This window comes from Aliinostoc maniaoense (assembly GCF_058172895.1).
This window is the reverse complement of the sequence record NZ_CP187952.1, coordinates 756471-781441: the sequence shown is the minus strand read 5'-3', so window position 1 is coordinate 781441 and position 24971 is coordinate 756471. Positions and strand designations below refer to the sequence as shown.

Below are 24971 nucleotides of genomic sequence, written 5' to 3'. Positions count from 1 at the left end.
CGTAACTCGTAATACCGCTACGCCAAAGCAAGTTACGTAATTACGAAATTAAATTTGGTTTGGGGGTTTGAGTTGGTATTGGTAGCTATTTCAGACTCAGCACTTAACAATAGCTTAACTTTCGTCATTACCAAATCGTTTAATTAAATCTTCAGGACGAAGGTTAGAAATAAATTCTCGGAAGGCTTGTTGTTCTGCTTCATCAGCATCCCGATCAACAGGAATCGAAGCATCAGCAATAACTTCTTCCATCACCCAAATTGGAGTATTTGTACGTAATGCCACGGCGATCGCATCACTAGGCCGAGCATCAATTTCTTTTTTAACTTCGCCTTGCTGCACAATTAATGCTGCATAAAACGTATCCTTCTGCAAAGAATGAATAATCACTTTTTCTAGAGTCATACTCCAGGTTTCTAGAATATTCACAATTAGGTCATGGGTTAAGGGTCGAGGAGGTTTTTGATTCTCCAATGCGCCCATAATTGCCCTAGCCTGTTCTTGTCCAATATAAATTGGTAATGCCCGGCGATCGGAAGCATCTTTTAACAAAACTATGGGACTACGGGTTATGGCATCTAATGCTATGCCAGCGACTTTCATCTCAATCATTGGCTAACCCTCTACAATCCTTTGAGTGCTTAATTGCTAAGTGATAAATAATACCCTTTACGGGGTAATGAGCAACAGAAATAAACATAGGCATTGTTCTCTATAATTGCCTCTATTAAACTCCGAACTGGTTGTGAACACCAGAGTAAATTAAAAGGTTCTTTGTAGACAATAACCTTCTTAACCAAGTATGACTTGTGAAGGATGCCATTGTGTTAATTACCTTATAATAAAAACAGTCAGAAAATATACTCAGATGTTCGACATTCTTGTGATAATTACCAGTGGATTTTCTGCCAAATTAGGCAATAAATAGAGTTAGTTTTGCAAAAGAACCGTGTTTACAGGATTAATTCAAGCATTAGGAACAATCAAACCCCTAGGGGGTGATTCATGGCAAATTACTTGTGTGAGTCATTCATCATCAATTATGCAGGATCTGGCTTACGGTGACAGTGTTGCTGTAGACGGTGTTTGCCTAACAGTAGAAGAAATTTTGCCAGCAGGATTCATTGCCTCAGCTTCCCCGGAAACTTTGCGCCGCACAACTCTAGGCTATGAGCAAACACAACAAAGCTACGTTAACCTAGAAACTTCACTACGCGTTGGCGGTAAAGTAGGGGGTCATTTTGTTATGGGTCACGTAGACGGTGTAGGCAGCTTGCTAGATGCTCAACAGACTGCCAGTTCTTGGGAAATGACTTTCACTGCACCAGAAGCGATCGCTCGTTACATTGTCCCCAAGGGAAGTATCACTGTCAATGGCATTAGTTTGACGGTAGCTGCTTACGAACCAGAATTATCTCAATTTACCGTCGCCGTGATTCCGATTACCTACGCTGACACCAATCTCCGCTATCTCGTGTCTGGTAGTTTAGTCAACTTAGAAGGCGACATTCTCGGTAAATATGTAGAAAAATTTCTTCACCCTGGCAAAAAATCTCTCAGCACCACTGATGATTCTATTACACCCGCATTTTTAGTAGAACACGGGTATTTATAGGGAATGGGGAATGGGGAATGGGGCATAGGGCATAGGGCATAGGGCATAGGGCATAGGGCATAGGGCATAGGGCATAGGGCATGAAAGATATAATCTACCTTGTCTACCTTGTCTACCTTGTCTCCCCCGCCCCCTGCTCCCTGCCCCCTGCTCCCTGCCCCTTACCCAGTCCCTACTCCTTCTTCAATGCCTGGGCTGTCTGCACGCCTTGTAATAACTGGCTCAAGGCTACTTGTAATTGTACACCAGGGTCAACAGCTACCCATCCGTTTTGTGTCAGGTGACGGACTTCAAAATGGAGGTGGGGGCCTGTGGAGTTACCAGTGCTACCTACTCGCCCAATTACAGTTCCGGGTTCTACCCATTGTCCTGGTTGAACCAAGATTTCTGACATATGACCATACAGTGTCTGTTGAGCAGAACTGTGGTTGAGGATGACGGTTAAACCGTAACCACCTACCCAATCAGCAGTTGTGACTTGACCTTTGGCAGCAGCTAAAATTGGTGTACCTAGAGGCGCGCCTAAATCAGTACCAGCATGGAAACGGCGATCGCCTGTAATGGGATGAATCCGCCAGCCAAATAAAGATGTAATTGGGGCAGCCATCGCTAAGGGATACACCATACCACTACCACCACGGTAGGCTAATGTGCCTGTGTAGGGGATTTTGGGCAATACTGAAGCTAAGGGGATATCATAACTTACATTACTTACACGAGGTGCAATGTTCCCCTCTGCCATTGGTGGGGGTAATGTACCAGCACTGGGGGCAATGGGAGTAGCACTTACTTTAGTAGTAGCGAACTCACTGGGGTTAGGGATAAATCGGTTAGCTTGAAAAGACCCTTTATTAACGCTACCAGCACTCACCTGAGAACCACGCCATCTGCTTTGGCTATTAGTATTGGCTACGGAACGGACTGGTGATGTCGTAGCTAACTGAGCAGTTTGACTTTTTTTCAACCATGTGGGGGATGATTTACCACTGGAATTAGCTACAGATGGTGTTTGAGCGCACCCGCTACCAGCTACCCCTTGTCCAGCCGACAAAACGGTGCGACAACCACTAGAGCGTTCTGTGAGAATTACAGAATTTGGTGCTTGATAAGTACCAGCATTATTGGTGCTGTAATCTTGGGGGTCAATATAAGCGTTGTTATAATCCTGTTTTGGTTGCCGAACTGTAATGCTTTGATTTTTATCGGGTTGGTTAGATGGCTCGGCAACTACTGGTTTTTTATTAGTTATTGATGGTTGAGCAACTGCTGGTTTTTGATCAGGTAAGGAAACTTTCGGGGTAGTTACTTCAAATTGCGGTTTAACTTTTGAGTCTGGATTGGGTGCAACTTGGGAAGTCTCTACTTGTGGCTGTGATCTTTTCTTACTTACAACTGGCTCAGTCGGCTCAATCTCAATTTTTGGTTGAGATTTTCTAATTGGCTTGGGTGACTGAGAAACTTCTGGTTGCGCTAATCTTTGTCTCAGTTGACGTTGCCGTTCTGATAATTTCAGCTGTGGTTGTGATGCCTTTGGCACAACGACATCTTTTTTCACAAAATTTGTTGCTGGTGTCGGTTGGGAATTTTCAATAGTGGGAACGATGTTATCTATTGATGTTTCTGTTTGAGCAAACACCAAACCCCCACTAAGAAGGCTAACGCTACTTAACCAACACAGACCTTGTGCTGGTAGAGTGTAGGCTAGATGTTTTTTCGGATTATGGGCAGAGTTATTGCGCTGCGTCATTTTTTCTCTCAGTTGAGTTGTGTCTTATTTAGCTAAAGAGATGATGCTAGTGGTTTGTCTTGCCCAAAGAGCGAAATTATAAACAAACCGAATACGAACCTCAAGACTTACGATAACCCAAACTAATTTTACCGGGTTCTACAGAAATTTCTGGTGTTTTTATATCAGTTATGCAATCCGTCTCTAAGGATACTCGTAAATTTCCTTGAGGTGTCACGCCGACAACATTGCCTGCTAGATCGTTGACGTAAATGCGATCGCCCATGTTCACCAACAATTCTACATAGCGAGACACAAGTACACTTACTCCTGCTTCTAAAAGGCAAGCCATACCGGATTCTATTCCTAGTAAAACCTTACAGGTTAAGGTTTCTAGATTGGGGATGGGGCATGGGGCATTGGGCATGGGGCATTGGGCATGGGGCATGGGGCATTGGGCATCGGGCATTGGCTTAAATATTTCTCCCTTGTCTCCCTTGTCTCCCTTGTCTCCCTTGTCTCCCTTGTCTCCCTTGTCTCCCCCTGCCTCCCCTGCACCCCTGCCCCCCTGCCCCCCTCCTCCCCTGCTCTCCAACCATGACTGTAAATTAATCCCTGTTTCTGGCACTGGATTTGACCAGTTAACACCAACACCAATCACAGCTTGTGTGATTTTGCCTTGGTTCACTTTGGTTTCTGTTAAAATGCCACCTAATTTACGACCCTCTAATACTAAATCATTCGGCCATTTAATCCCTACACTAATACCACATTGACGCAACTGATCAGCAATGCCCCAGGCAGTAGCTAAAGTCAGTTGGTAGCTGGCGTTAGCTGCTAAATTAGGTGCGATCGCTACAGAAAGATATAATCCTCCTGTTGGGGAAACCCACTGCCTTCCCCATTGCCCCTTACCAGATGTTTGTTGTGTGGCAATAACTACAGTTCCTACACCTGCCCCTTGTTTGAGTAATTCCCATAGGGTTAGGTTGGTTGAGTTCACACTGTTAAAAATATGTAGAGAAAACGGTAAATAATCATACTCTCGCCCTGCACTGAGGGCAGCTAGTAATTTTTGCTGATCAAATTCCACAGCCATTCACCCAAATTCCGTTGTTCAAGTTAGCATTAATTGGCGGATAAGTTTCTGTTTAGGTTTGGTTCAAGATGCACACTTGGCATTGGCAGAATTGGGAGGGACTACCATACCTAACTTGTAGTCTCTTAGGAAATTGGCAACACGGCTTTTTTACTCAGCAGTTTTGGCCGCGATCGCCCCAGGAATTAACACAGGTGCTACACTCAAAAGCATCAACATTTCGCTTAAAACAGGTACATGGCAACACAGTTCTCACTCCCACAGAAGTAGACAGCAACCTAGAGAAAGAAGACGCTCTAGCTTTAGCTGATGGTTTAATCAGTGAGCAACCTTTACAAGCGGTGTGGGTAGCAAGTGCTGACTGCACCCCTGTGTTGATTGGGGATGTTAAAACTGGACAGGTAGCGGCATTACACGCAGGTTGGCGGGGTACGGCTCAAAAAATTGTCCCCACTGCGATCGCCAGGATGCAAGCCCAAGGTAGTCACTTAGCTGACTTGCGAATTGCAATGGGGCCAGCCATTGCCGGAGAGGTTTACCAAGTTTCTGTAGAAGTAGCAGCAGAAGTTGGACTCAGCATTATATCACATGATGACAAACATAAGATTGTTCATTCTTTACACGAGTTACCCAATTCACCATTATTAGCTGACCCAGAACCAGGAAGAGTCAGATTAGATGTGCGCCGCATCAATGCTTTGCAACTGGAACATTTAGGAATTAATTTAGAACAAATAGCGATCGCACCTTATTGTACTTACCAAACTCCAGATTATTTCTTTTCCTACCGCCGTGAGCAACAAAAAAAAGTCCAGTGGTCAGGAATTGTCAGTTGGTAATTAATAATTAAAAATGAAAAAATTCAGATTTGGTCTGGGTTGACAGGTTTGAATCTGTTGCTATGAAATTGTATTCCTGCCAACAAAATTACCTGAACTATCAAACATATAAGACTTGCTAATCGGAATTTATTGATAGTTTGTAAAATCTCTCACTTTGAAAAATCTCACAATCAGTTATCATATGAGCGTATGCGTCAGTTCAGCCGCAGTTAAGGATTAGTTGAAGATAATGCTAGCAATATGACTGCTGCCCTACAACATTGACCATCTGTGACCTAAAAGAGACTGTGCAAGTTTTGCAATCTGTTTTATCGCTGAACTAGTCGCTTTGTTTTTGACAATTACCTGATCCCACATGACTATCTACGTTGGAAATCTCTCTTACCGTGCTACCGAAGCAGACTTGAAAGCTGTGTTTGCAGACTACGGCGAAGTCAAAAGAGTTGTTTTACCTACTGACCGTGAAACCGGTCGGATGCGTGGTTTTGCTTTTGTTGAAATGAGTGAAGATGCTCAAGAAGATGCCGCTATTACTGAACTAGACGGTGCAGAATGGATGGGTCGTCAACTAAGAGTCAACAAAGCTAAACCACGAGAAGATGACCGACGAGGTAGTTGGAATAAGAGACAAGACTTTTAGCAGCAGGCGAATGATACTAACACTTTTGTTGGTAATAAAGCAACAACCTTAAGTATGAAGTTTACTTTTCATGATCAAGAGTAGAAAGAGAATTTTCCTGAAATCTGTTGTGAAAAAATGATTTTTCAACACCCAGATACAAAGGGAAAAATCTTCTTTTACCCTAAAATTTGAGTGAGCTTTATGACAAGTGAGCCTAAACCCTCAGAATGTATCTGGATAAGATCAGCAACCTAGGGGAAGTTGAAACTTACTCGGTATCAAAAGTCTTAGAGAAAAGCAAGGTGATGACGTTATGATTTGCTAGCAATAATCAGCTATTCATCCCAAAACATAGAATATTAATCCGACTAGTTATGTTTGTTTAAAAATCTTCAATAACTCGTCGGATTTTTTGGTAGGAAAAATTGATGTTACCGTCAGTTCAACTGATGGGTCTGCAATAGCGATCGCTTCCAGCATACCAGCCAGAAACATTCATTCCTTTAGTTTATCTAAAATCACATCTAAGTTATCAGATTACCTTTCTAAGATAGAGTCAGCAGCTATTAGTTGCCCAAATTAAACTGACTTACCCAAAAAACAGGCACTAGCTAGGAAGTAGATAAAATGACTAAAGCTTCAGAACCTTTAGATTTGTCTAGGAAAGACGCTACAGACAAAAGTTTAGATCGTGATTGTACAACCTTATCACGGCACGTACTACAGCAGTTACAAAGTTTTTCCCCAGACGCACAAGACTTAAGTGCGCTGATGAACCGCATTGCTTTAGCTGGGAAACTCATTTCCCGTCACATGAGCCGTGCAGGTTTAATGGAAGGCGTTCTTGGATTTACAGGAGAAGTTAACGTCCAAGGCGAATCTGTCAAAAAAATGGATGTCTATGCTAATGACGTATTCATTTCCGTGTTTAAGCAAAGTGGCTTAGTGTGTCGCCTAGCTTCCGAAGAAATGGATGAACCCTATTATATTCCCGAAAACTGCCCCATCGGTCGTTATACCCTACTCTATGACCCCATTGATGGTTCATCCAACACCGACATTAATTTGAGTTTGGGTTCTATCTTCTCGATTCGTCAACAAGAAGGAGACGATATCGATGGTCAAGCTAAAGACCTCCTCACCAACGGACGCAAACAAATTGCTGCTGGTTACATCCTGTATGGGCCAAGCACCATGCTAGTTTACACCATTGGCACAGGTGTTCATTCCTTTACCCTTGACCCCAGCTTAGGAGAATTTATTCTCACCGAAGAAAACATCCGCATTCCTAATCACGGTGCTGTTTACAGCGTTAACGAAGGTAACTTTTGGCAATGGGAAGAATCCTACCGGGAATATATCCGTTACGTGCATCGCACAGAAGGTTACACAGCCCGCTACAGTGGTGCAATGGTAAGTGATATCCACAGAGTTTTGGTTCAAGGTGGTGTATTTATTTACCCAGGTACAATTCAAAAACCAGAAGGAAAATTGCGCTTGTTATATGAAACTGCGCCTCTAGCCTTTGTGATGGAACAAGCTGGTGGTCGTGCAACTACAGGCTTAGTAGACATCTTAGACGTAGTGCCAACAAAACTGCATCAACGCACCCCATTAATTATTGGTAGCAAAGAGGATGTCGCCAAGGTGGAGTCGTTTATTCAGAATGGACATTAGAGTAATCAATTCAAAATTCAAAATACCCTTCGGGAAGGCTTACGCCTACAAAATTCAAAATTGAAGAATTGATGACTCAGCACCGGCTAAACGCCGCACTGCCGCTAACAGCACTCAGCACTTACTCAGGAGTTACTCAACACTTACTCAGCAATTTCTGTAACAATTTTTGGATGACCTTGAGAGATTATCTCAGCTGGCCGATGTCATAAGTGATTGACAGAGCAACAATGCAAAAGTCCCCATTAAAGTCAAAACTTTGATGGGTTTGGTTAAATTCACTTAGAAACATCATTAATGGAGTGACATAATAACTATGGCCACTAATCATCTACTAGAAATTAAACAATACGGCCAAAGTATTTGGATGGATAATTTGAGCCGTGACATTATTCAATCAGGGGAACTGCAAAACCTTGTGGAAAATCAAGGCATCTGTGGCATTACCTCCAATCCAGCTATTTTTGAAAAAGCGATCGCAGATAATGCAATTTATGATGCTGATATTGAGGCAGGCATTAAGGCCAAATTACCCACATACAAAATCTATGAGTCCTTAGTGTTTGCAGATATCCGTAATGCTTGTGATATCTTACGCCCTGTATATGAAGCCTCCAATGGACAAGATGGTTATGTGAGTATCGAAGTCCCACCCACCATTGCCCATGATACCCAAGCTACAATCAATGAAGCTCGGCGTTATTTCCAAGAAATTGGCCGGGAAAATATCATGATTAAAATCCCTGGGACAGAAGCAGGGTGGCCAGCCGTAGAACAGGTAATAGCTGAGGGTATTAATGTTAACATTACCCTGTTATTTTCTGTTCAAAGTTATATCAACACAGCTTGGGCATATATTCGGGGGCTAGAAAAACGAGTCGCAGAGGGTAAAGATATTAGTAAAATCGCCTCTGTTGCTAGTTTCTTCCTCAGTCGCATTGATAGTAATGTGGACAGCAAAATAGATGCCAAACTACAACGCGGTGTTGATGATATTAATTTAGAAGCGAGACTCAGAGCCGTCAAAGGTAAAGTAGCGATCGCAAATGCAAAGATTGCTTATCAAGAGTACAAAAAAATTATTGAGAGCGATCGCTGGCAAGCCCTAGCCGCCAAAGGTGCAAAAGTGCAAAGATTATTGTGGGCTAGTACCAGCACCAAAGACCCCAACTACAGCGATGTCATGTACGTTGATGAGTTAATTGGCCCAGATACCGTCAACACCCTACCACCAGGGACAATTACTGCCTGTGCTGAACACTGTAATGTTGTCAATCGTTTAGAAACAGGAGTAGATGAAGCTTACCATCTCATAGAAAGCCTCAAAGACCCTGACATCAATATCAATCTCGATGCTGTTATGGATGAACTGTTAAGCGAAGGCATTAACAAATTTGTCCAACCGTTCCAGTCCCTAATGAACTCTTTAGAGCGAAAAGTCAAGTTATTGTCACCAGTATAGGGACTGGGGACTAGGGACTAGGGACTGGGGACTGGTAAAAAGCAGAGGCGCAGAGGAGGCGAGGGAGCAGGGAGCAGGGGAGACAAGGGAGAGTTTTTCCCCAGAGTCCAATGCCCAATGCCCAATACCCAATGCCCAATGCCCAATACCCCCCAATCCCCAATCCCCAATCCCCAATCCCCAATCCCCAATCCTCACCTAGAATCGAAAACTGATATGGTTAGTCTCCTAGAAAATCCCTTGCGCGTTGGTCTACAACAACAAGGGATGCCCGAACCTCAAATCATCGTCATCTTTGGCGCGTCTGGTGATTTAACCTGGCGCAAACTCGTTCCTGCCCTTTACAAATTACGCAAGGAAAGACGCATCCCCCCAGAAACTACGATTGTCGGTGTGGCGCGTCGTGAGTGGAGTCATGAATACTTCCGCGAACAAATGCGGAAAGGGATGGAAGAGGCTCATGGCGGCGTAGATCCTGAAGAACTCTGGCAAGATTTCTCTCAAGGTCTGTTCTACTGCCCTGGAGACATAGACAATCCTGAGAGTTACCAAAAGCTGAAAAATCTCTTAAGCGAATTAGACCAGCAACGGGGTACAAGAGGTAACAGAATGTTTTACCTCTCCGTTGCACCTAACTTCTTCCCTGAAGCCATCAAACAACTAGGGACAGCCGGAATGCTAGACGACCCCTACAAACATCGTCTAGTCATTGAAAAACCCTTTGGTCGGGACTTAGCATCGGCTCAAAGCCTCAACAAAGTAGTCCGTAAATATTGCCAAGAAAACCAAGTTTATCGCATCGACCACTACTTGGGGAAAGAAACAGTTCAAAACCTGTTGGTATTCCGTTTCGCCAACGCGATTTTTGAACCCCTGTGGAATCGTCAATTTGTTGACCACGTTCAAATTACTGTTGCAGAAACCGTAGGTGTAGAAGACCGCGCAGGCTACTACGAAAAATCTGGCGCACTGCGGGATATGTTGCAAAACCACCTGATGCAGCTGTACTGTCTCACTGCAATGGAAGCACCCAACTCAATGGATGCTGACAGTATCCGCACGGAAAAGGTGAAAGTTTTACAAGCTACAAGATTAGCTGATGTCCATAACCTGACACGTTCAGCCATTCGTGGGCAATACAGTGCAGGCTGGATGAAAGGACAGCCAGTACCGGGGTATCGGACAGAACCAGGAGTTGACCCCAACTCCACCACCCCGACCTATGTAGCAATGAAGTTCATGGTAGATAACTGGCGTTGGCAAGGTGTCCCCTTCTATCTGCGGACTGGCAAGCGGATGCCGAAAAAAGTCAGTGAGATTTCCATCCATTTCCGCGATGTTCCTTCCCGGATGTTCCAATCCGCCGCCCAACAACGAAACGCCAATATTTTGGCAATGCGGATTCAACCGAATGAAGGGATTTCTCTCCGTTTTGATGTCAAAATGCCAGGGGCAGAATTTCGTACCCGTTCTGTGGATATGGACTTCAGCTATGGTTCATTTGGAATTGCCGCTACTTCCGATGCTTACGATCGCCTATTCCTAGATTGTATGATGGGCGACCAAACATTATTCACCCGTGCCGACGAAGTAGAAGCAGCTTGGCAAGTAGTCACCCCCGCCCTGTCCGTGTGGGATGCACCCGCCGATCCCGCCGTTGTTCCCCAATACGAAGCAGGTACTTGGGAACCCGCAGAAGCAGAACTTTTGATTAATCAAGACGGTCGTCGCTGGCGCAGACTGTAGGAATGGGGATTGGGCATGGGGCATAGGGCATGGGGCATAGGGCATGGGGATAAAATTCTCCCCTACACCCCTACACCCCTACACCCTTACACCCTCCCCTATACCCTCAATTGCAACTGATCACTGACAACATCACAACTACTATGACTTCCCAAGCCCCAACTATTTTTTCACTCCAAGCCCCCAAGGATATTTCGCTCAACGAAATTGAAGGGGAATTAAATCAAATTTGGCAAAGTTACGGCATCACCGGCGAAGATGGTGCATTACCTGCGGCTACTCGCGCTACTACCTTCACTTTAGTAGTGTACGAACCAGAAGAAACCCAATATCTGTTAGCTGCTTTGGGATTTTATCACGGGCCAATTGATGGGATTTTAGGTCCTCAAACAGATACAGCTCTACGCCGAGTACAAGTTAAGTATGGACTAACAGAAACCGGCACAGCCACACCTGAAACCCTAGCTAAACTCCGCGAAGAATTTGCGAAACGTCAAGGAAATGCAGCGACAGGAGAAAGCGGCAACGGTTCTACTGCCTATACTTTCAGTGCTAATAGCCCCAGAATTGCCGACGAGATTGCCTTGCGTAACCCTTGCCGCATCATCGCCCTGTGTCCCATTGCTGGCGAAGATGAAGGTGTGAAGGCACAAGTATCAGCCTACTGTCCCATCCAAAAACAATCTTCCAGCACATTGATTTGCTGTGAATACATTACTTTGAGTGGCACTGCTGCCGCTTTAGAACGGATAGGTGGGATGATTCCAGCCTTGTTGATTGGTGGCTTACCTAAATTCCTGTGGTGGAAGGCGACACCAGACCCCAACAACACTTTGTTTAAACGTTTGTCAGCAGTTTGCAACAACGTTATTGTTGATTCTTGCAACTTTAATGACCCAGATACTGATTTACTCAGCCTGCAAGAGTTAGTAGAAATCAGTGTACCCTTAGCTGATTTGAACTGGCGTAGACTCTCAGCATGGCAAGAGTTAACCGCCGAAGCTTACGATCCTCCTCACCGTCGCGCCGCTTTGGGAGAAATTGACCGCGTGACACTGGATTATGAAAAAGGCAATCCTGCTCAAGCTTTATTATTTTTGGGTTGGTTAGCGAGTCGCTTGCAATGGCAGCCAGTCTCCTATCAAAAGGAAAGTGGCGATTATGACATTACCCGCATTCGCTTTGTTGGTCAAAACCAACGACAAATAGAAGCAGAATTAGCAGGAGTTCCAGTTGCAGATGTGGGTGAAATTGTAGGTGATTTGATTGCCCTGCGTCTGAGTTCAACTAACGCTCAAGCAGACTGCGGTACTGTCATTTGCTCTGAAACTGGCGGTTGTATGCGGATGGAAACGCACGGTGGCGCACAATCTGCGGGTTTATTCCAACAGGTAAGTTCTTTATCTGAGCAAAAAGCAGAGGCGTTACTCAGTCAACAAGTACAACGCTGGGGACGTGAGACATTATTTGAAGAAAGTCTCGCAGTAATTGGGCAAGTGTTGAAGCTAGGCGCAAAGAGTTAATTTGATGACCTCAGAATCCCAGTTTCTTGAAGAAACTGGGATTCTATGCTGAAAAATAAATTGGTAAAATCTTTTCATGCGGCGAGACTCGATATTTTATAAACTATTTCAACAATCCCCAAATTTACTATTTGAACTATTGACAAATCCGCCAATAAATGCGGGTGAATATAAGTTTGACTCGGTAGCTGTCAAAGAACCTAAATTTGAAATTGATGGGGTATTTCTACCACCGGAAAATGAAATTCCGGGAGTTGTATATTTCTGCGAGGTGCAATTCCAGAAAGATGAACAGCTTTATGAAAGGGTATTTGCGGAATCATTCTTATATTTCTACCGCAACCGCCAAAGGTTTAATGATTGGCAAACCGTGATCATTTATCCGTCACGCAGTATTGAACAAAATAATATTTATCCCCATCGCGCCCTAATTCATAGTGATCAAGTGCATCGGGTGTATTTGGATGAATTAGGTGATATTCGCCAATTACCTGTGTGGGTAGCGTTGATGGTATTAACTACGATAGAAGAAGAACAAGCACCACAGGAAGCGAGATATTTAATTGAGCGTACCTCAACTCAACAGCCGGAAACAGTAAGTAGCACCATAATAGAACTAGTGATGACAATTATGGTGTATAAGTTTGAAAATTTAAATCGCAAGGAAGTTGAATCAATGTTAGGAATTACACTTAAGGAAACGAGAGTTTACAGAGAAATTAAGGAAGAGGGTCGAGAAGAGGGAGAGCGATCGCTAATTTTACGTCAACTCAATAGACGGGTAGGAGAAGTACCCCCAGCACTACTTGAGGGTATTGAAAAACTCTCCCTAGAGCAATTAGAAAATCTGGGCGAAGCATTATTAGACTTTACTAACGTGGCTGATTTACAAGCCTGGCTAGAAACACATGATTCATAATAGTACATTAAAGGGCATAAGAGCAGACGCAAAAACCCCTACACCCCTACACCCCTACACCCTCATACCCCTACACCCCTGTTTTAAACGCGATCGCCAAAACCTATTCTTCCATTCACTGGATCAAACAGTACATTGTATCGGTCAAATAATGCCATCCCACTATTCACTACTACAGGTTGATCTAGCTGGGGAGAAACATTAACATTCCATACATTAAACCCAATGCGACTGCCTGGGGTAACGCCATATTCAAAAACACGCGGTATTGATAACCTCACTGTATTATTTGCCGCTAATCTTCCCGGTTTGAGTTTACCCATCAAAGCCGCAGATTTAAACTCAACAAAACTGCTGCTTCCTCCAGAGTCAACTATCATTCTGGTAGTACAGTTATTTTTCATGGAGCTATTGGCGATCGCTAAACAAACTCCATTTAGTCTAGAATCCCATCTATTACCCGGAATCTCACTCATCGCAGGTTGTTGACTCAAAGAAGCTATTCTAAAACCTGCCCGATTGTTTGCTGTCAAACCAATAATTAAACTGCTGTTACTACCAGCACGATTTCCTCTCACAATAAATCCGTTACTGAGGTTTCCCGGTAGTTTTCTCAAGGGATTATAAGGAAGTGTGCGTTCTGCATAATTGACACCGATAATACCAGCAAACGGTGTCTCACTTTTGGCAGAGCAATTAGGTTTTTGGGGGATACATTGGCGACTTGTAACAACTTGTACAGGAACAGGTTCTTCAGTTGGAATTAAACCAAACTGAACATTTGCGTAAACTAAATCACCTTCTAATATAGTACCATCACTCAAAACTTCCCTGACCCTTTGACCAGTTTGTTGGATAGGAGCATTCCCTAAAAACTCCCTTGGCACTCTTAACCCCGCCGAGCCTGTATCCAATAGCACCCGCCTAGGCTGACCATTAGCTACTGCTACCTCTAGGAAATAACCATTTGCGCCTCTGGGATATAAAGGCAGTGTTACAGTCTCAAAAACGGGTTTACGGGGTCTAAATTGAGAGGTATCACGGACAACGGAGTTAGGGAACATTTCCTGAAAAGCGGCTTGGCGTTGTTCCACTGATTCTGAGCCAAACTCCCAAAGGCTCTCATAATAGAAAAAGACTGCACCTAAACCACGTTCTCGTGCGGCTCTGACTTGAGACTGAATTTGTGATATGGAAACTGGACGATTTCTCAACCCAGTCATAATCCCGATACCAGTAGGTATTAATTGTTGCGTTTCTGCTATTTCTGGGGTAATAATTGTACTGACAAAACTTGATAAATCATTGCGGTAAACCTGAACTACCAACTCATCCACAACACCCAACCGCACCCAATTGAGCCAGTCTTGGAGTTGAAATTTATAAGCAAAGTTATAGTAATTGGGTGAAACCGCAAAAATGGCATTGGGTTTTCTCACTTTCACAGCTTGATTGAGTTGTACCATGAAAGCTGTGATTTTATCTGCTCGCCATTTTATCCAAGCTTGAGCTTGAGGGTTAGGCGGTGGGGGATTACCAGTTTCTTGGGTATAGAGGTTAATCGTGTATTTGTCGTAGCCAAAATCTACGGGTAAACTCATGTGGTCGTCAAATTGAATCCCATCAGCGTTATACTTGGTGATAATTTCTACCACAAGGTTAGTAATAAACTGTTGTACTTCTGGGTGGAAGGGATTGAGCCATGCAACCTCACCCGCAGCCGAAATTGAAGTTTGAGTACCATCCCGCTTTTGTGTCAACCAGTCTGGATGCTGTGAAGCCAATTCTGATGTCAAGGGAGTCATGAAACCAAACTCAAACCAAGGTATTGCCAATAAGCCTTGATTACGCGCTTGACTGATAACGTCTGCAAGTACATCTTGGCCTTCTGTTCCTCTGAAGAAAAAAGGAATACCCTTATCCTGCATAACTGCGCTGGGATACTTGGTATAACCATCATTCCAAACCACCGGATAAACTGTGTTAAAGTTCAACCGCCGCAATTGAGCAAAGGTATCCCGCACTTTAGCCCGGTTTCTGAGAATGTCAAAGTCATTATTTGTTAGCCAAACTCCGCGAATTTCCTGACGCGATGACTGGGGTAGTTGAGCAGGTGCGGGTGTGAAGTTTCCCAAAAGTAAGACGGTAGCAAATGATAGGGCAAATAATACAGAGAGTAGCGAGTAGGGGGATAATTTTCTTTTATCTTTGGTACTACAGGAAAAAATTAAAGGTAATTGTTGAAGTATGGATAATAAGTTAGTTATCCAAGAGTTAACTTTGATACTTTGGTTCTGAAATGGAATTGGCATTACTCTCTAAATATTTATACTTAGATGAATGAGCTTAATTTACTCTATTACAGTTTGTAGTGAGGACTTTAGTCCTGATTTTTCTGAGGACTAAAGTCCTCACTACGAACGTGACGCAACTAATAGGTAAGTAGTGCCAAGTCAGAATTGTGAATGATTTAAGATGCAAGGTGGGATAGTTTATTTAATTTTTTTATGGCTGTAGTTATTGCTGGGGAACGTAGTGGAGTGGGCAAGACAACAATCACCCTCACCCTGTTAGCATCTTTATGTCGGCGTGGTGTGGCGGTGCAATCTTTTAAAGTCGGGCCAGATTATATTGACCCGATGTTTCATACTTATGTTACAGGTCGTGCCTGTCGTAATCTAGACCCAGTGCTAACTTCAGAAACTTATGTTCGTCAGTGTTTTGCTCGTCATCAGCAACAAAGTGAATATGCTTTAGTTGAAGGAGTGATGGGGTTGTTTGATGGAATTGGGTATAGGGCATCGGGCATCGGGCATGGGGAAGAAGATTTACTCCGCGCTGACTTTGCTAGTACGGCGCATATTGCACGGTTGTTAGATTTACCTGTGGTGTTGGTGATTGATTGTAGTCGGTTGTCTGGTTCTGTGGCTGCGATCGCTCACGGTTATTGTTCTTTTGACCCTAGAATTAAAATAGCTGGTTTAGTGCTGAATCGTGTAGGTAGCGATCGCCATCTCTCTCTCCTCAAAGATGCTCTCCAACCTTTACAATTACCCATTCTTGGTGTACTACGTCGTCAAGATAACATTACAATACCCGATCGTCATTTAGGTTTAATCCCTACCGCCGAACTCCCCGAATTAGACGCTGTAGTTCATCGTCTCGCAGATTTAGGAGATACCTGCTTTGACTGGGAAACTTTATTACCTTTGTTGGGGACTGGGGACTGGGGACTGGGAATAATGGGGACTGGAGAAGTTTTTCCCAATGCCCAATGCCCCATGCCCAATGCCCCATGCCCAATACCCGTTAAAATTGCCGTAGCCCGCGATCGCGCTTTTAATTTTTACTATCAAGATAATTTAGATATCTTGCAAAATTTAGGGGCGGAATTAGTTTTTTGGAGTCCTTTAGTAGATAGGGAATTACCCCCAGGTGTGCAAGGAATGTATTTTGGGGGTGGTTTTCCAGAGGTATTTGCTCAACAATTAGCAGCTAACAGTAACGCTCGTGAGAGTGTGAAACAAGCTATTCTCAGAGGAATGCCCACGATTGCAGAGTGTGGGGGTTTGATGTATTTATGTGAGCAAATAATTGATTTTGAGGGTAAATCTTGGGCAATGCTGGGAATATTACCCACATCGGCAGCAATGGATAAAAAACTAACTTTGGGTTATCGTCGCGCTCTAGCTTTGCAGGATAATTTATTAGTGAAAGCAGGCACAAATCTATATGGACATGAGTTCCATCGTTCACATCTTATCTCAAATTCTGATCAACCTTTATTTACAACTTATCGCTACGATGTCGAGGAAAATTTGGGATTTGAAGGATGGTGTTTACCAAGCAATATTCACGCTTCTTATATTCATTTGCACTGGGGGGAAAGTGTAGAAATCCCCCAACAGTTTATGCGTCAATGTCGTCAATACAGCGTTTAGAATTAAACCCTTAAGCATTGTTTATTAGGGAATATTATATTTGCTACCCCTCTATAAACCGCTTCCCCAATATTAAGTGTTCTACTCAAATTAAAATCCGTCACTTTTGCATTTTCATAACATAATTGCCGATTTAGTCCGCTAAAAGATGTGATATCCGCCCGTACTGTCATTGTTCCGTGAGCATCTCGGCGGATTTTTCTTTCTAAAGTTACATTGGCCACACCCTTTATCCGACAACCATTAAAAGAAATGCTTTCTACACGATTAATTTCTAACTCTTTGCGACGGCTGATATTGATATCTTCTCCTGCTATGCGGTTATTCAGTTCTCTCAAAATCTGGGAATTATAAGTATTACCGAATGATTCCACTGCGTTACAATCAATTTGCGCCATTGAAGATTGAGGGTTAACACAAAGGAAGCTGAGAGTGACAAAACTTCCTAAAATTATCTTTGAGTTTAAATTTAAGGTGTTCATTAGCATCACCAATTGATTGTCTTTACATAGACTTGATATGTATGGCTTTGATGCTTTATGCAAAATGATGATTATGAGGTTTGAATCCCTATCTTGAATTGAAAAAGGGGTGTAGGGGTGTAAGGGTATAGGGGTGTAAGGGAAAGACTGTTTCATGTGTTCTGGTGTACGTAGTTCATGACGGCTACTTAGATAATCAAAAAATATGCCCAAAACTAAATTTAATTTTGGGCATGATAACAGATAAGTTTTGATTTGGTAGTTGTAAATATTAACAAATTAAATAAAATATATCTAACTTGTTAACAAGCACCACTATTGCGATTAAATAGAATAGTAATAGTCTTGAAAATTAACTTCAAGTCATACATTAAGCTCCAGTTTTTTTGATATTGTAAATCGAGCCTAATTACATCTTCAAAACTGCGAACTTTAGACCTGCCGTTAACTTGCCATTCTCCGGTCATTCCGGGTTTAACATCCAAACGTTGCCATTCTGGAACTTCATAGCGTTCGACTTCATCGGGTGTGGGTGGTCGAGTTCCTACTAAACTCATGTCACCTTTTAAGACATTCCAGAATTGCGGAAACTCATCTAAGCTGGTGCGACGTAAGAACTTACCAACCTTAGTAATTCTGGGGTCATTTTCATTTTTGAAAAATGCTCCCTGGACTTGATTTTTAACCTGAGATTTTTTCGCTTCTGCATCTACACACATGGAGCGAAATTTCCAAATTTTAAAGCGTTTACCCATCCAACCACAGCGAATTTGTCCAAAGAAAATTGGGCCGGGATCATCAATTTGAATGGCAACCACAATGGGAATAAACAAAATTCCTGTGATGAATAAACCCACTAAAGCACCAATAATATCTATAAATCGTTTCGTCCAAGATGCGATAGATGGATGAGTGGTTGGTAATGGTTCGACTTTGCGAGAAGTTGCTTTCTGGTTGTCTGTGGCAAGATCAGGTTTTATTGCTAATGCTTCAGTATTAGACTCAATAGAAAAAACTTTATCTAATCCTGTGAGGTTTAGCACTGCCATGACCTGGGGTGTCACATTCCGCAAAATCATCACAATTCCTTTTTCTTGGGTAGTTTTAAAACTACTAACCAATGCTCCTAAACCACTACTATCCATAAAAGTAGTTTGGTGAAAATCAATAATGATTTGCTGGGGATGGCTATTTCCTTGGGTTAAATCTTGGCAGGTTTGCTTAAAGCTAACTGCTTCAAGCACGCTTAATCGCGCAGATACCTGCACTATAACCGTTTCATTTAGGGAAGTAACTAGAAAATTTACCTCATTGGGTTGGCTAGTCATGAAGCTCTGCACTTTCGTTGCCATATAAATTTAATCTGCCAAACTTATTTTGTCCTAGAAAATCACCTAACCTCATGTTAAATAAGCAGTAATAATAACTCATAGTGAGTTTTATAGGTAAGTTAGGGATTGACTGCACCGTTCACAATAGAACAAGAAGTTAAAAACCTACTTGTTGTTGCACTGATGCAGCGCGATCGCTTTGCTACTATCCTATGACTACTAACACTACAGCCAAATCTACTGCACGTCTGATTGAGGTCTTTTCTGCTATTCAAGGGGAAGGACTCAATGTCGGGACACGTCAGATTTTTATTCGCTTTGCTTTTTGTGACTTACGTTGCCACTTTTGCGATAGTGTCCATACTTGGAATGCACCTGCTAACTGTAGGATAGAGCGATCGCCCGGATTCCGAGATTTTGAAACTCATCCTAATCCTGTTCCACTGCCAATGTTATTGGCATGGATTGAACGGCAAAATTTACCTTCCCTACACGATAGCATTAGCTTAACTGGTGGAGAACCTCTTCTTCATGCAGGTTTCTTAAAGGAATTTCTGCCCCAATTGCGATCGCTAACTGGTCTACCAATATACTTAGAAACTGGCGGACATCGCCCAGAACAATTGCAAATGATATTACCCTATCTAGATTCTGTTGGTATGGATTTAAAATTACCCAGTGTCAGTGGTGAATCCTATTGGCAGGAACATATGAAGTTTCTACAAATTTGTTATCCACATTTAGAAACTTTCATTAAAATAATTATTTCTCAACATACAGATATTGCTGAATTGGAACAGGCTGCTTTGTTAGTGGCCGATGTCAGTCCTGATATTCCTGTATTTTTACAACCAGTTACCCCTTTAGGTGACTCTAAACAATTCACCAAAGTACCTATCCTTGCTCCGACTCCAGAACAAATATTAACTTGGCAGGCTGTGATGAAACGGACTTTAAAACACGTTCGTGTCGTCCCTCAAACCCATAAAATGCTCAATCAGCTTTAAATGAGTGAACAGTGAACAGTTATCAACACCGTTCACTGTTCGGGTATTGCCCAGACAAGTTAATTTTTGCAGACTACATTCCGCCTTCATCTGTGGTTCTAGATTTAGCTTTGGCTTTGTTAGCACTGCGCTTGAGGGCAGATAGTCGCGTTTCATAGCGAGAACGTTGACGTTTGCTGGGAGTATTATCGATCAGGGTCTTTAAGGCACTACCAAGACTCTTGTAGGCATTAGGGAGACTATAACCAAAACGAGTTGCTAGTGCGATCGCTTTTTCATCAGCATCTAGCAATTCTCTCATTTGCTTTTCGCCATTATTCTTTTGATATAGCCTCCAGCCTGACACACCGCACAGTGCCAAGGCTAAAACCAACAATAATCCATCCTGCACCCACAACTCACCTACAGCTCCGCCTAAACCGATAGCTAAAGCTGCCATTTCCCAACCATCTTTGGGAATGGTGTCATTTTGAATACGGGCGACTTCATGCCAGAACAGCAAATTACGCTGATCCATTGCTAGAGTATCCCATTTCACCAAGTCAATTTGAATTTCTACTTGGTCTTTGCCAATTTCTTCGCTGCGGATCAGGGGTGGATTGACCTCAGTTGTGCCTTCAACCGTGACCCAACTCTGCAATTCTGGCGGTAGTAAGCCTTTTAACCGCCGGAGTTCACTCATTTCCGCTTTGGCAGAGGAGGTTGCATAGGATGTCATAAAATCCAGCCCTAGAAAATTTCAGTATATAGTGAGGGTATCACTTTGGAGTATAGCTATTTAAGTGATGTTTCGTCTCACTCTGTAGGAAAACTTCCTCTTTTCTTTCTAGCTTCCATAGCTTTTGCCAGTAATTCTAGTAACCCAGGTGCTTCTTCCTGGATACTCAGCAAGATTCTTTCCCCAAGTTCTATATTCCCTGGATCGTTTCCCGTGGCCATAACCTCCTGCAACCGTGGGATCGCTACATTATCAACGATTTGAATTAATCCACTCAGACAACGATGGAATTGTCTTTCGGTCAGGATTGAGTCTTCTAAGGGAAATTCAATAATCGCACGAATTTCACCATCAGAGGGATCATATTCCCATTGCAGCATTTTGGTTTCCCAAGAAATAGCCAACATGGTCTGTAAGATTTCTCCCTTGTGAGGATGATCCTGTACTCCTGGCAGAACATGAGGCGCAAATAACCGAAAGAATTTTCCTTCTTCATCTAATTGAACAACTATTAGAAAATCTTCTAGGTTATCCGCTTCAACACCTGTGATAATCCTGTCTTCTTCCTGATCAAGACGGTACTCCCAACCTAGTTTGTCTAAGTAATTAGCAATCTGCTTGAGGTTAGCTCCCATAAAATCCTCTTTAAGTAATGGTGGAGCATTTGTCACCAGAACTAGTTTAACCCTTTAGTGGCGATCCCTTAGGTGCAATTCATGAAAAACAATATCCCTCACTGCTTTTATAAGTCGGGAATCTATGACTTTTCTGGTTCAGAACAACATATCCTGTTACTCTTAACTAATTAAATAAATAAAACATATTAACATAATTCCTATTTCCTATTTCTTGTCTTTCAATGATTAAATATCAAATTCAGAACATTGATAGTTATTTGTTTGTATTTAAGTTAAAAATCTAAACGAAGAAAAATATAAATATTTTTTTATCTGCATAAAACTGCAACATAAAGGGCTAAAAAAGTTTTATATTACAGGAGTATATTTGTTTTAATACAAGTATTGTCTTCACAATTACATTTTCGGCAACAATAATCTGGGAAGTATGAAAAAATCCACTTTAATTGTAGGGGCATCTTTAATATTTGCTATTAGTGCCTGTAGCGGCAACACAGCCCAACCAACAAATACTAGCAGTACATCAAGCGATCGCTGGGATACTGTCAAAAGCCGTGGTAAATTAATTTGCGGTGTCAGTGGTGAAGTCCCAGGGTTTAGTTTTGTCGGCACTGACAGCAAATACAATGGCATTGATGTAGATGTCTGTCGCGCCGTCGCAGCAGCTATGTTTGATAATCCAGAGGCAGTAGAGTTCCGTAACCTCACCGCCAAAGAGCGATTTACAGCCTTACAAACAGGAGAAGTAGATATCCTCAGCCGCAACACTACTTGGACACTCAGCCGTGCCACATCAGTCGGTTTAGAATTTGCGCCCGTAGTGTTTTACGATGGTCAAGCTATTATGGTTCGCAAAAATAGCGGCATTACATCTTTAGCTAACCTCAAAGACAAAGCCATCTGTGTACAAACAGGTACTACGACTGAGCAGAATTTAGCAGACCAAATGCGGAAACGAGGTATTACCTACAAACCAGTTGTATTTGAAGATATTAATGTTACCTTTGCTACCTATGCCGAAGGTCGTTGTGAAGCCGTCACCGCCGATCGCTCCGCTTTAGTTGCTCGCCGTACAACTCTCCCCAAACCAGACGATAACGTCATTTTAGATGAAGTCATTTCTTCTGAACCCCTCGCCCCAGCAGTCGCCAAAGGCAATACCAAATGGCGTGATACCCTAACTTGGGTAGTTTTTAGCTTAATCAAAGCTGAGGAGTTAGGTATTAATTCTCAGAATGTAGGAGAATTAGCTACCAGCAATGATCCAGATATCAAGCGACTGCTAGGAACTGAAGGCAATTTAGGGGAAGGACTAGGCTTACCCAATGACTTTGCCGCCAAAGTCATCAAACACGTTGGTAACTACGGCGAAATTTACGATCGCAACCTCGGCCCAAACACAAAACTCAACTTACCTCGCGGCCAAAATCAACAGTGGACAAAAGGCGGACTATTGTATTCACCCCCATTTAGGTAGTAACTATTATTGACTGTTGAGTGTTAACTGTGGAAGTTAAATCAGTTAGCTACTAGTTAATAACTGATTCATGCCCAATGCCCAATGCCCAATGCCCAATGCCCCATGCCCCATGCCCATTAACTAATGACTAATTCCAAACCACCTTTATGGCGTGACGATCGCTTTTGGCAAATTACTGGACAAGTCATTGCTGTATTTTTAGCCTTAGCTATAGTAGCGATACTATGGGGAAACCTAAATCGCAATTTACAGCAATTAGGCATTCAGTTCGGATTTGATTTCCTCAAGCAACAAGCATCTTTTGATATTGGCGAAACCCTAATTTCTTATCAACCAACTGATACTTATAGTCGCGCCTTGTGGGTGGGACTAATTAACTCATTACGAGTGGCCATTTTAGGCATCATCTTCACAACTATTATCGGTATCATGGCTGGAATTGGCCGATTATCTGATAATTGGTTAGTACGGAACATCATGCTAGTTTATGTAGAGATTTTCCGTAATACACCCTTACTATTACAGTTGTTATTTTGGTACTTCGCCGTTTTTTTAAGCTTTCCCAAAATTGAAAATAAAATCACCCTGTGGGGATTTTTAGGGTTAAGCCAAAATGGCATAGAACTACCTTGGTTTACCCTATCTCCAGAGTTTGCCGCTTTGCTTTTGGGGTTAACCTTTTACACTGGTGCTTTCATAGCAGAAATTGTCCGGGGTGGGATTGCCTCAGTATCAAAAGGACAATGGGAAGCAGCGCGATCGCTAGGATTAAAATCCAGTTTAATCATGCGCTTAGTAATTTTACCCCAAGCTTTGCGAGTAATTATCCCTCCACTTACTAGTCAATATCTCAATCTCACCAAAAATTCCAGTTTAGCGATCGCTATCGGGTTCCCTGACCTTTATTTCGTCGCTTCTACCACCTTTAATCAAACAGGTAAAGCAGTAGAAGTGATGTTAATACTTACCCTCACCTATCTCACCCTCAGCTTAACCATCTCCTTGATCATGAACCTATTCAATCGCCGAGTTCAAATCAAAGAAAGATGAAAAATCATACCAATGCCCCATGCCCCATGCCCCATACCCATTATTGACTAATGACTAAACAACTAACTTGGCTACGTAAAAATTTATTTAACAATTGGTACAACAGTTTATTAACTATCATCTGTTTACTATTGCTATTTTGGGTAGCACGAGGAGTCATAATTTGGGCTACCACTCAAGCACAATGGACAGTAATTCAAGCCAATTTACATTTGTTTTTAGTTGGTAGATATCCCCAAAGCCAATATTGGCGAATTTGGATTGTATTCGCAATTACTGCTACGTTGGGTGTTGTCACTGCCGGGGTATTTTTTGGTAAACAAAAATTTGCTATTACTAAATTAATCGCACCTTGGTTAGCTTATCTTTGGTTACTATCTTTCCCGATCATTTTGTGGTTAATTGGTGGTGGCTTTGGATTGTCACCTGTATCTAGTAATTTATGGAATGGTTTGCTACTGACTTTACTAATGGCCGCAGTTAGTATTGTGCTTTCCTTTCCAATTGGGGTTTTACTCGCTTTAGGCAGAACTAGTAAATTACCTGTAGTTCGTTTGTTTTCTATTCTCTACATTGAAATCATTCGCGGAGTTCCCCTCATCGGCATTTTATTTCTTGCCCAAGTCATGTTACCTTTATTTTTCTCAGCAGAGGTGAGGTTAGATCGGGTATTAAGAGCGATCGCTGGGTTAGTGTTATTCAGTGCTGCTTACATGGCAGAAAATGTCCGAGGTGGACTGCAATCTGTTGCTCGTGGACAAGTAGAAGCTGCTAAAGCATTAGGATTAAATACATTACTTGTAACTATATTTATCGTTTTACCCCAAGCTTTACGCGCCGTAATTCCCGCCATTGTAGGGCAGTTTATTGGCTTATTTAAAGATACTTCACTATTATCTCTGGTAGGCTTAGTGGAACTTACAGGAATTGCCCGTTCCATATTGGCACAGCCTCAATTTATTGGTCGTTATGCAGAAGTATATTTATTTATTGGTTTGATTTATTGGCTATTCTGTTATTCTATCTCCCTAGCTTCTCGACGTTTAGAGAAACAGTTAAATCAATAGTTATTCATTAGTCTTATTTTTTACTT

General features: G+C 42.5%; 22 protein-coding genes. 13 read left to right on the top strand and 9 right to left on the bottom strand.

Annotation, left to right across the window (positions count from 1 at the left end; all coding sequences use genetic code 11):
* Positions 1–114: 114 nt before the first annotated feature.
* Positions 115–612: a bifunctional nuclease family protein gene (locus tag ACPZ3T_RS03505; protein WP_490273592.1), complete on the bottom strand. Its 498-nt coding sequence runs from the start codon at positions 610–612 to the stop codon at positions 115–117.
* 337 nt (positions 613–949) lie between these two features.
* Between ACPZ3T_RS03505 and ACPZ3T_RS03500 the strand changes: the two genes are divergently transcribed.
* Entirely contained in the window at positions 950–1615 is a 666-nt protein-coding gene (locus ACPZ3T_RS03500; protein ID WP_490273591.1) for a riboflavin synthase, read from the top strand.
* Between the two features lie 172 nt (positions 1616–1787).
* Here the strand turns inward: ACPZ3T_RS03500 and ACPZ3T_RS03495 are convergent, their stop codons facing one another.
* Both ACPZ3T_RS03495 and ACPZ3T_RS03490 read right to left on the bottom strand, forming a co-directional pair.
* Positions 1788–3362: a M23 family metallopeptidase gene (locus tag ACPZ3T_RS03495; RefSeq protein ID WP_490273590.1), complete on the bottom strand. Its 1575-nt coding sequence runs from the start codon at positions 3360–3362 to the stop codon at positions 1788–1790.
* Between the two features lie 100 nt (positions 3363–3462).
* Positions 3463–4440 carry a biotin--[acetyl-CoA-carboxylase] ligase gene (locus ACPZ3T_RS03490; RefSeq protein WP_490273589.1) on the bottom strand — a complete coding sequence of 326 codons (978 nt, stop codon included), beginning with the start codon at positions 4438–4440 and terminating at the stop codon, positions 3463–3465.
* Positions 4441–4508: 68 nt separating this feature from the next.
* Between ACPZ3T_RS03490 and pgeF the strand changes: the two genes are divergently transcribed.
* Positions 4509–5279 carry a peptidoglycan editing factor PgeF gene (gene pgeF, locus ACPZ3T_RS03485; RefSeq protein ID WP_490273588.1) on the top strand — a complete coding sequence of 257 codons (771 nt, stop codon included), beginning with the start codon at positions 4509–4511 and terminating at the stop codon, positions 5277–5279.
* A gap of 358 nt (positions 5280–5637) precedes the next feature.
* Positions 5638–5922, top strand: a complete 285-nt coding sequence (gene rbp / locus ACPZ3T_RS03480) for an RNA-binding regulator (RefSeq protein ID WP_490273587.1) — start codon at positions 5638–5640, stop codon at positions 5920–5922.
* 354 nt (positions 5923–6276) lie between these two features.
* Here rbp and ACPZ3T_RS03475 read toward each other — a convergent pair whose 3' ends face one another.
* Entirely contained in the window at positions 6277–6399 is a 123-nt protein-coding gene (locus tag ACPZ3T_RS03475) for a hypothetical protein (protein WP_490273586.1), read from the bottom strand.
* Between the two features lie 132 nt (positions 6400–6531).
* Here ACPZ3T_RS03475 and fbp point away from each other — a divergent pair, with 132 nt between their 5' ends.
* From fbp to ACPZ3T_RS03450, 5 genes are all read left to right on the top strand, one after another.
* Positions 6532–7581, top strand: coding sequence for a class 1 fructose-bisphosphatase (fbp, locus tag ACPZ3T_RS03470; protein ID WP_490273585.1), 1050 nt, complete (start codon positions 6532–6534; stop codon positions 7579–7581).
* Positions 7582–7897: 316 nt separating this feature from the next.
* Complete coding sequence (gene tal / locus ACPZ3T_RS03465) at positions 7898–9043, top strand: transaldolase (protein ID WP_490273584.1); 1146 nt, start codon at positions 7898–7900, stop codon at positions 9041–9043.
* Between the two features lie 216 nt (positions 9044–9259).
* On the top strand, positions 9260–10789 hold the full coding sequence (gene zwf / locus ACPZ3T_RS03460; protein ID WP_490277109.1) for a glucose-6-phosphate dehydrogenase: 1530 nt from the start codon (positions 9260–9262) through the stop codon (positions 10787–10789).
* A 143-nt stretch (positions 10790–10932) separates the two neighbouring features.
* A complete protein-coding gene (opcA, locus tag ACPZ3T_RS03455) occupies positions 10933–12312 on the top strand; it encodes a glucose-6-phosphate dehydrogenase assembly protein OpcA (protein ID WP_490273583.1) in 1380 nt (459 codons plus the stop codon).
* Positions 12313–12388: 76 nt separating this feature from the next.
* Positions 12389–13231 (top strand): Rpn family recombination-promoting nuclease/putative transposase, encoded by an 843-nt coding sequence (locus tag ACPZ3T_RS03450; protein ID WP_490273582.1) that lies wholly within the window; start codon positions 12389–12391, stop codon positions 13229–13231.
* Between the two features lie 83 nt (positions 13232–13314).
* Here the strand turns inward: ACPZ3T_RS03450 and ACPZ3T_RS03445 are convergent, their stop codons facing one another.
* Positions 13315–15543: a glycoside hydrolase family 10-like protein gene (locus tag ACPZ3T_RS03445; protein WP_490273581.1), complete on the bottom strand. Its 2229-nt coding sequence runs from the start codon at positions 15541–15543 to the stop codon at positions 13315–13317.
* 195 nt (positions 15544–15738) lie between these two features.
* Between ACPZ3T_RS03445 and ACPZ3T_RS03440 the strand changes: the two genes are divergently transcribed.
* Complete coding sequence (locus tag ACPZ3T_RS03440; protein WP_490273580.1) at positions 15739–17172, top strand: cobyrinic acid a,c-diamide synthase CobB; 1434 nt, start codon at positions 15739–15741, stop codon at positions 17170–17172.
* Between the two features lie 2 nt (positions 17173–17174).
* On the opposite strand, the gene ACPZ3T_RS03435 is transcribed toward ACPZ3T_RS03440, so the two are convergent.
* Positions 17175–17654 carry a hypothetical protein gene (locus tag ACPZ3T_RS03435; protein WP_490273579.1) on the bottom strand — a complete coding sequence of 160 codons (480 nt, stop codon included), beginning with the start codon at positions 17652–17654 and terminating at the stop codon, positions 17175–17177.
* 302 nt (positions 17655–17956) lie between these two features.
* Positions 17957–19006, bottom strand: a complete 1050-nt coding sequence (locus ACPZ3T_RS03430) for an anti-sigma factor antagonist (protein ID WP_490273578.1) — start codon at positions 19004–19006, stop codon at positions 17957–17959.
* 191 nt (positions 19007–19197) lie between these two features.
* Here ACPZ3T_RS03430 and ACPZ3T_RS03425 point away from each other — a divergent pair, with 191 nt between their 5' ends.
* On the top strand, positions 19198–19992 hold the full coding sequence (locus ACPZ3T_RS03425; RefSeq protein ID WP_490273577.1) for a 7-carboxy-7-deazaguanine synthase QueE: 795 nt from the start codon (positions 19198–19200) through the stop codon (positions 19990–19992).
* Between the two features lie 73 nt (positions 19993–20065).
* Here the strand turns inward: ACPZ3T_RS03425 and ACPZ3T_RS03420 are convergent, their stop codons facing one another.
* Positions 20066–20710 (bottom strand): DUF3318 domain-containing protein, encoded by a 645-nt coding sequence (locus ACPZ3T_RS03420; RefSeq protein WP_490273576.1) that lies wholly within the window; start codon positions 20708–20710, stop codon positions 20066–20068.
* A gap of 77 nt (positions 20711–20787) precedes the next feature.
* Complete coding sequence (locus ACPZ3T_RS03415) at positions 20788–21345, bottom strand: type III secretion system chaperone family protein (protein ID WP_490277108.1); 558 nt, start codon at positions 21343–21345, stop codon at positions 20788–20790.
* 430 nt (positions 21346–21775) lie between these two features.
* Here ACPZ3T_RS03415 and ACPZ3T_RS03410 point away from each other — a divergent pair, with 430 nt between their 5' ends.
* From ACPZ3T_RS03410 to ACPZ3T_RS03400, 3 genes are all read left to right on the top strand, one after another.
* On the top strand, positions 21776–22825 hold the full coding sequence (locus ACPZ3T_RS03410; protein WP_490273575.1) for an amino acid ABC transporter substrate-binding protein: 1050 nt from the start codon (positions 21776–21778) through the stop codon (positions 22823–22825).
* Positions 22826–22951: 126 nt separating this feature from the next.
* Positions 22952–23878, top strand: coding sequence for an amino acid ABC transporter permease (locus ACPZ3T_RS03405; protein ID WP_490273574.1), 927 nt, complete (start codon positions 22952–22954; stop codon positions 23876–23878).
* A gap of 50 nt (positions 23879–23928) precedes the next feature.
* Positions 23929–24945, top strand: coding sequence for an amino acid ABC transporter permease (locus ACPZ3T_RS03400; RefSeq protein WP_490273573.1), 1017 nt, complete (start codon positions 23929–23931; stop codon positions 24943–24945).
* Positions 24946–24971: the final 26 nt, after the last annotated feature.

What these genes read in the sequence shown, in the direction of transcription:
- ACPZ3T_RS03505 (WP_490273592.1), bottom strand. Translation starts at nt 612, where the DNA reads ATGATTGAGATGAAAGTCGCTGGCATAGCATTAGATGCCATAACCCGT.
- ACPZ3T_RS03495 (WP_490273590.1), bottom strand. Translation starts at nt 3,362, where the DNA reads ATGACGCAGCGCAATAACTCTGCCCATAATCCGAAAAAACATCTAGCC.
- ACPZ3T_RS03490 (WP_490273589.1), bottom strand. Translation starts at nt 4,440, where the DNA reads ATGGCTGTGGAATTTGATCAGCAAAAATTACTAGCTGCCCTCAGTGCA.
- pgeF (WP_490273588.1), top strand. Translation starts at nt 4,509, where the DNA reads ATGCACACTTGGCATTGGCAGAATTGGGAGGGACTACCATACCTAACT.
- rbp (WP_490273587.1), top strand. Translation starts at nt 5,638, where the DNA reads ATGACTATCTACGTTGGAAATCTCTCTTACCGTGCTACCGAAGCAGAC.
- ACPZ3T_RS03475 (WP_490273586.1), bottom strand. Translation starts at nt 6,399, where the DNA reads ATGTTTCTGGCTGGTATGCTGGAAGCGATCGCTATTGCAGACCCATCA.
- fbp (WP_490273585.1), top strand. Translation starts at nt 6,532, where the DNA reads ATGACTAAAGCTTCAGAACCTTTAGATTTGTCTAGGAAAGACGCTACA.
- tal (WP_490273584.1), top strand. Translation starts at nt 7,898, where the DNA reads ATGGCCACTAATCATCTACTAGAAATTAAACAATACGGCCAAAGTATT.
- zwf (WP_490277109.1), top strand. Translation starts at nt 9,260, where the DNA reads ATGGTTAGTCTCCTAGAAAATCCCTTGCGCGTTGGTCTACAACAACAA.
- opcA (WP_490273583.1), top strand. Translation starts at nt 10,933, where the DNA reads ATGACTTCCCAAGCCCCAACTATTTTTTCACTCCAAGCCCCCAAGGAT.
- ACPZ3T_RS03450 (WP_490273582.1), top strand. Translation starts at nt 12,389, where the DNA reads ATGCGGCGAGACTCGATATTTTATAAACTATTTCAACAATCCCCAAAT.
- ACPZ3T_RS03445 (WP_490273581.1), bottom strand. Translation starts at nt 15,543, where the DNA reads ATGCCAATTCCATTTCAGAACCAAAGTATCAAAGTTAACTCTTGGATA.
- ACPZ3T_RS03440 (WP_490273580.1), top strand. Translation starts at nt 15,739, where the DNA reads ATGGCTGTAGTTATTGCTGGGGAACGTAGTGGAGTGGGCAAGACAACA.
- ACPZ3T_RS03435 (WP_490273579.1), bottom strand. Translation starts at nt 17,654, where the DNA reads ATGAACACCTTAAATTTAAACTCAAAGATAATTTTAGGAAGTTTTGTC.
- ACPZ3T_RS03430 (WP_490273578.1), bottom strand. Translation starts at nt 19,006, where the DNA reads ATGGCAACGAAAGTGCAGAGCTTCATGACTAGCCAACCCAATGAGGTA.
- ACPZ3T_RS03425 (WP_490273577.1), top strand. Translation starts at nt 19,198, where the DNA reads ATGACTACTAACACTACAGCCAAATCTACTGCACGTCTGATTGAGGTC.
- ACPZ3T_RS03420 (WP_490273576.1), bottom strand. Translation starts at nt 20,710, where the DNA reads ATGACATCCTATGCAACCTCCTCTGCCAAAGCGGAAATGAGTGAACTC.
- ACPZ3T_RS03415 (WP_490277108.1), bottom strand. Translation starts at nt 21,345, where the DNA reads ATGGGAGCTAACCTCAAGCAGATTGCTAATTACTTAGACAAACTAGGT.
- ACPZ3T_RS03410 (WP_490273575.1), top strand. Translation starts at nt 21,776, where the DNA reads ATGAAAAAATCCACTTTAATTGTAGGGGCATCTTTAATATTTGCTATT.
- ACPZ3T_RS03405 (WP_490273574.1), top strand. Translation starts at nt 22,952, where the DNA reads ATGACTAATTCCAAACCACCTTTATGGCGTGACGATCGCTTTTGGCAA.
- ACPZ3T_RS03400 (WP_490273573.1), top strand. Translation starts at nt 23,929, where the DNA reads ATGACTAAACAACTAACTTGGCTACGTAAAAATTTATTTAACAATTGG.